Origin of the sequence: Amaricoccus sp. (assembly GCF_017995835.1) — a bacterium.
Lineage (GTDB): Bacteria > Pseudomonadota > Alphaproteobacteria > Rhodobacterales > Rhodobacteraceae > Amaricoccus.
This window is the reverse complement of the sequence record NZ_JAGOID010000160.1, coordinates 1-4,809: the sequence shown is the minus strand read 5'-3', so window position 1 is coordinate 4,809 and position 4,809 is coordinate 1. Positions and strand designations below refer to the sequence as shown.

Annotated in this window: 5 protein-coding genes and 1 pseudogene; 2 read left to right on the top strand and 4 right to left on the bottom strand. The window is 69.9% G+C overall.

Annotation, left to right across the window (positions count from 1 at the left end; translation table 11 throughout):
* Positions 1–692: pseudogene (locus KBA23_RS15830) on the bottom strand (hypothetical protein); the annotation flags it as partial.
* Positions 693–824: 132 nt separating this feature from the next.
* The gene (locus tag KBA23_RS15825) at positions 825–1,907 is read right to left on the bottom strand and encodes a sugar-transfer associated ATP-grasp domain-containing protein (protein WP_290742941.1); all 1,083 of its coding nucleotides are present in this window, start codon (positions 1,905–1,907) and stop codon (positions 825–827) included.
* 450 nt (positions 1,908–2,357) lie between these two features.
* Between KBA23_RS15825 and KBA23_RS15820 the strand changes: the two genes are divergently transcribed.
* Positions 2,358–2,702: a hypothetical protein gene (locus tag KBA23_RS15820; RefSeq protein ID WP_290742938.1), complete on the top strand. Its 345-nt coding sequence runs from the start codon at positions 2,358–2,360 to the stop codon at positions 2,700–2,702.
* Between the two features lies 1 nt (position 2,703).
* On the opposite strand, the gene ccmB is transcribed toward KBA23_RS15820, so the two are convergent.
* On the bottom strand, positions 2,704–3,369 hold the full coding sequence (gene ccmB / locus KBA23_RS15815; protein WP_290742935.1) for a heme exporter protein CcmB: 666 nt from the start codon (positions 3,367–3,369) through the stop codon (positions 2,704–2,706).
* On the bottom strand, positions 3,366–4,016 hold the full coding sequence (gene ccmA / locus KBA23_RS15810) for a heme ABC exporter ATP-binding protein CcmA (RefSeq protein ID WP_290742932.1): 651 nt from the start codon (positions 4,014–4,016) through the stop codon (positions 3,366–3,368). The genes ccmB and ccmA overlap by 4 nt, the downstream gene beginning before the upstream one ends.
* A gap of 206 nt (positions 4,017–4,222) precedes the next feature.
* Between ccmA and KBA23_RS15805 the strand changes: the two genes are divergently transcribed.
* Positions 4,223–4,809, top strand: a 587-nt coding sequence (locus KBA23_RS15805; RefSeq protein ID WP_290742929.1) for an aconitase family protein, incomplete at its 3' end; no start/stop codon positions are given.

Below are 4,809 nucleotides of genomic sequence, written 5' to 3'. Positions count from 1 at the left end.
ACCGGCAGGCCGAGGTCCGAGAGCAGGCGCGAGCAGAGCTCCTTGTCCGAGGCGATCTCGACGGCGATGTGCGAGGTGCGCCCGGTCAGCGCCGCCTCGATGCGGGTCTGCCAGCGGCCCTGGCCGCGCTGGATCGTGCTGGCGTCGTTGAGCCGCGCCCAGGGGACGCCGCGGGCCTCGGCGGCGTGGACGAGGGCGAGCGCGGTGGGGCCGAGGGCGCGGCGGCCGGCGTAGTCGTCGAAGTCGGCGATGGCCTCGGCGAGCGGGGTCGCGTCGTCGCGGGGGTCGAGAAGGTCGAGGAGGATGGCGCGGGCGACCTCGCCGGCCTCGAGGCCGACCTCCTCGGATTCGTAGCCGTAGAGCACCTCGACCTCGTCGGCGTGCGCCGCCGGCCGGGTGAAGGCCCGCGCGGCCGGCGCGCCGGCGTGGTTCATCAGCGCCAGCGCGAGATGGGCCATCAGCTCGCCGAGGCGGGCGTCGGGGGATTTCAGCCGGTCGAGCACGGGCTCGCCGGTCTCGGTCCGCGCCGCGGCGAGTCTGGGCAGCGCGTCGAGGAGCGGCGGGACCAGCGTGTCGGCGACCTCCGGCACGGGCAGGTCGGCGCGGCGGTGCAGATCGACGGTAAGCCGGATCAGCGGCGCCTTGGCGTAGACGTTCGGCCCCACGTAGACGGCGGTCGAGACGATCTCCATAGGCCAGCTCCCCCGATGCTCGGCGAATTGGTAGCGCGCCGCGCGCTTGGGGAAAAGGGGCAGGAATCCCTAGCAGATGCAGTATGCAGCGGGGCGCCGGGTTCCGGTCCGGGGTCGGACCGGAAGAGCGGCTCAGGCGACCGCCCGCGCGGGCCTGCGGGCGTATTGCTCGACGTTGAGTACGCGCAGGCATGGACCAACCATCGCTTCGGCGAACTTGATGCCGGGGAATCCGGTGTTGATCTCCATGAGCTGAATGGCGCCGTTCCTTTCGGTCGTGACGTCCCAGCCGATCAGGCCGAACTGCGGCAGCCGGTCGTGCAGCGAAAGACAGTGGTCGCGCAGACGGGCGAAGTCGGGGATATGCGCGCCCCCGAACCGGAAGCCGGTATCGGGATGGGTGGCGTGGCGGGTCCAGTCGGAGTCGTAGGCAAAGGAGCCGATCGCGCCATCGTCGTCGATGATCGGAGCCTTGATCGAGCCGAGCGTCACCGTGCGCGCCTCGCCTCGCCCCATCCGCAGGTTGGCGAACAGCATGAAGGGTCTCTGCCCCGGCAGCTTGCCGGTGGTGACGCGAACGGTCGTGACCGCGCCGGGAAATATCTCCGCGAAATGGTCGGATTGCGTCAGCACACGCTGCACGACGAGGTTGCCGAGCGACTCGACCGTGCGCCGGTCAAAGCCCTTGCGGTCGAGGATATGAACGCCGCGTCCCTTGGACGATTGCTCGGTCTTGACGCAGACCTCGGCGTGGTTCCCGAAGATTCTCGCCTCGATTCCGTCGGGCGGCCAGAGTGCGCCGTCCGGGTCGCGCCACTCGCCGCTGACGAAATGCGCGATGTCCGGCATGGAGCCGGGGCCGAGCAACCGAACCTGGAGGGTCCGGGCGTTGTCGGCCATGTGGTAGGCGCCGTTGATCTTCCGGACGGCGACCTGCTGAAAGAAGTTGTCGGGCACCCATCCTTCGAGGAAGGCGCCGCGACAGGTCGCGTAGAAGACGAGCCATGGCGCATAGCAGACATGGCCGAAGCGTTCGCGCGCATAGGACGCGATCCGCTTCTCCATGGCGGCCCCGATCGGCTTGATGCCTTCGTTCCGCAACAAACCCTTCAGGGCAACCTGCATCTGATCTTTGGCGCGAAAAAGACTTAGCCTGTCATCTATCAACCGTCGGCCCGCTTTCGCGAGGTTTTGTTGCGCATGATCGAACATCATTCCCACCACCATGAGGGTAAGGACACATATTCAGTCAGGCGACTCGGTGATACGGAAAGGTATCCACTCAAGATACGAGTGGAATTCGTATCAATTCTACAGAGCGATGTTCCGGGCGTCAACAACCGCGTGAACGCAGCGATCGCCCGACGTGAATGGCGGTCGGGACGATCCCCATTCGCCAGCCCCCCGCTGTTTCCCGGTCGGATTGGCGGCGCACTGCCGAAAGGTCAAAGCCGGACCGTTCGCGCCTGCAATATGAGCAAGGCGTCGAGTGTTTCTGCGCCGGGCGTCCCGCGTTGGATTTCTTGCGATTCCCGCTGAGTGCATGGCGAGTATTCCCCGAGCGGGACGCTGCGATGCATGTTGCGGTTGCGAAGGTGTGGCGAACGGCGCAGGGTGGCGACAGAGGGCGCCGGCGGCGCTGACGATGTTTGAGAGGTTGTTCCAGTGTTCCGTGTCCTGTCCGCCGCCGTCGTCCTCGGTCTTGCGGTTCCCGCCCTCGCCGAGGAGGTCTCGGTCGCTGCGCCGGGCGTCGCCGCTTCGCTGCATGAGGGCCCGCTCGATCTCGTCGCCTACTACGGCCCTGCGCCGGAAGGGGCGATCGAGGTTGTCGCGACCGTCGCCCCCAAGACCGGGGCGAATGCGCTGCGCGTGGCGATGGCGCTGGGCGACGGAGACCGGGTTTCCTTCGCGATGCCGGGATATCCGTCGACGCTCTATACCTTCGCGCGGGCAGGCGAGACGCTGACCGTATCGGGGGCGACGACAATCGAGTTGGCCTCGGCCGAATAGCTCAACGCAGGTTCGCCCGGAGCGCCGCCGCCGCCGCGAACGGCGCACCGGCCAGCACCCCGAGGGTGACGCCGCCGAGGAGCAGGAAGGCGGGCCACGGGTTCTCGCCGGCCGCCGCCGCGGCGACCGCGCGCGCGCCGAAGATCAGCGTCGGCAGGTAGAGCGGCAGCACCAGCACCGAGAGGAGCAGCCCGCCCCGGCGCAGGCCGACGGTCACCGCCGCGCCGATGGCGCCGAGGAAGCTCAGCGCCGGCGTTCCCGCCGCGAGGCTGGCCACGAGCCAGGGCTGCGCGGCGGCGGGGAGTTGCAGCGTCACGCCGATGAGCGGCGCCGCGACGGCGAGGGGGAGTCCGGTGGTCAGCCAGTGGGCGAGCGCCTTCAGCGCGACGATCGCCTCGATCGGCAGCGGCGAGAGGGCCAGCGCGTCGAGGCTGCCGTCCTCGGCGTCGGCCTGAAACAGCCGGTCGAGCGACAGGAGGCAGGCGAGCAGCGCCGCGATCCAGAGCATCCCCGGCGCGATGCCGGCCAGCGCCTGCGGCTCCGGGCCGACCCCGAGGGGCGCGAGCAGGACGACGATCAGGAAGAAGGCGAGACCGAGCCCGGCGCCGCCGCCCGAGCGCAGGGCCAGGCTGAGCTCGCGCCCGATGATCGCGCGCGCCGCCCTCACGCGAGGAACGGGTCGGCGGCGGCGGTGCTGGCGGCCGCGGGCGGGAGGAGACGAAGCTCGGACCCGTCGACGCCGAGCGCGACATGGGTGGCGACGACCGTCATCCCCCCGCGGGCGGAATGGGAGGCGATCATGGCGGCGAGCCGTTCCGCCGCCTCGGCGTCGAGGGAGACCGTCGGCTCGTCCAGGAGCCAGAGCCGTCGCGGCGCGAGCGCGAGCCGCGCCAGGCCCAGCCGGCGGCGCTGGCCGGCCGAGCAGGCCCCGGCCAGGCGCGACGTGATGGGCGCGAGGGCGAAGGCGTCGAGCGCCTCCGCCTCCGCCGTCGCATCGGCGCCGAGCAGCGCGGCCCAGAAGCGCAGGTTCTCCGCCACGGTGAGCTGGGCCTTCACCGCGTCGAGGTGACCGGCATAGGCGATCCGTTCCGCCCAGCCGTCGGGATCGTCGCCGAGGGCGAGGTGGCCGTCGAGCGTCGCGCCGCCGCGCTCAGGGGGCAGGAGTCCGGCCAGCGCCCGCAGCAGCGTAGACTTGCCCGCGCCGTTCGGCCCGCGCAGGACCAGCGTCCCGCCGGGCGCCAGCGCGAAGCCGACGCCGTCGAGCACGCGGCGCCCGGCGCGCCGGCAGGCGAGGTCTGTCACGACGAGGCTCATCCCCGGCCCATAGCCGAAGCGGCGGGAGCGCGAAAGCGGGCCGACCCGACCCCGCCGCGCGGCCCCGGGGCGCACCGCCGGACCGATGGCGAAGTTTTTTGTATGCCGTGGTATGCTTTTTAGCCGCGGAAGTCTTGCTAGGCTGCCGCGGTTGCGGCATACCGACTACAGACGTCCCCAGCCCCAGACTCGCCCCGGGAGGCCAGATGACCGTTTTCGTAGGAACCGACTCCGCCAGGACGCGCCGCAACCTCAAGGTGGGGACCAGGGAATACGCCTATTACTCGATCGCCGCCGCGGAGGAGGCGGGGCTCGGGGACTTCGGGCGGCTGCCGGCCTCGCTGAAGGTCGTCCTCGAGAACATGCTGCGTTTCGAGGATGACAAGACCGTGTCGCTCGACGACATCCGCGCCTTCTCCGAATGGGGGAAGAAGGGCGGCAAGAACCCGCGCGAGATCGCCTATCGCCCGGCCCGCGTGCTGATGCAGGACTTCACCGGCGTACCGGCGGTGGTCGATCTCGCCGCGATGCGCGACGGTATCAAGGCGCTGGGCGGCGACGCGCAGAAGATCAACCCGCTGAACCCGGTCGACCTCGTCATCGACCACTCGGTGATGATCGACGAGTTCGGCACGCCGCGGGCGTTCCAGCTCAACGTCGATCTCGAATACGAGCGCAACATCGAGCGCTACCAGTTCCTGAAATGGGGGCAGAACGCCTTCGACAACTTCCGCGTGGTGCCGCCGGGCACCGGCATCTGCCATCAGGTGAACCTCGAGTACCTCGCCCAGAC

Excerpts from the sequence above, each read along its gene's own strand:
- ccmA (WP_290742932.1), bottom strand. The coding sequence starts at position 4,016 with ATGAGCCTCGTCGTGACAGACCTCGCCTGCCGGCGCGCCGGGCGCCGC.
- KBA23_RS15825 (WP_290742941.1), bottom strand. The coding sequence starts at position 1,907 with ATGATGTTCGATCATGCGCAACAAAACCTCGCGAAAGCGGGCCGACGG.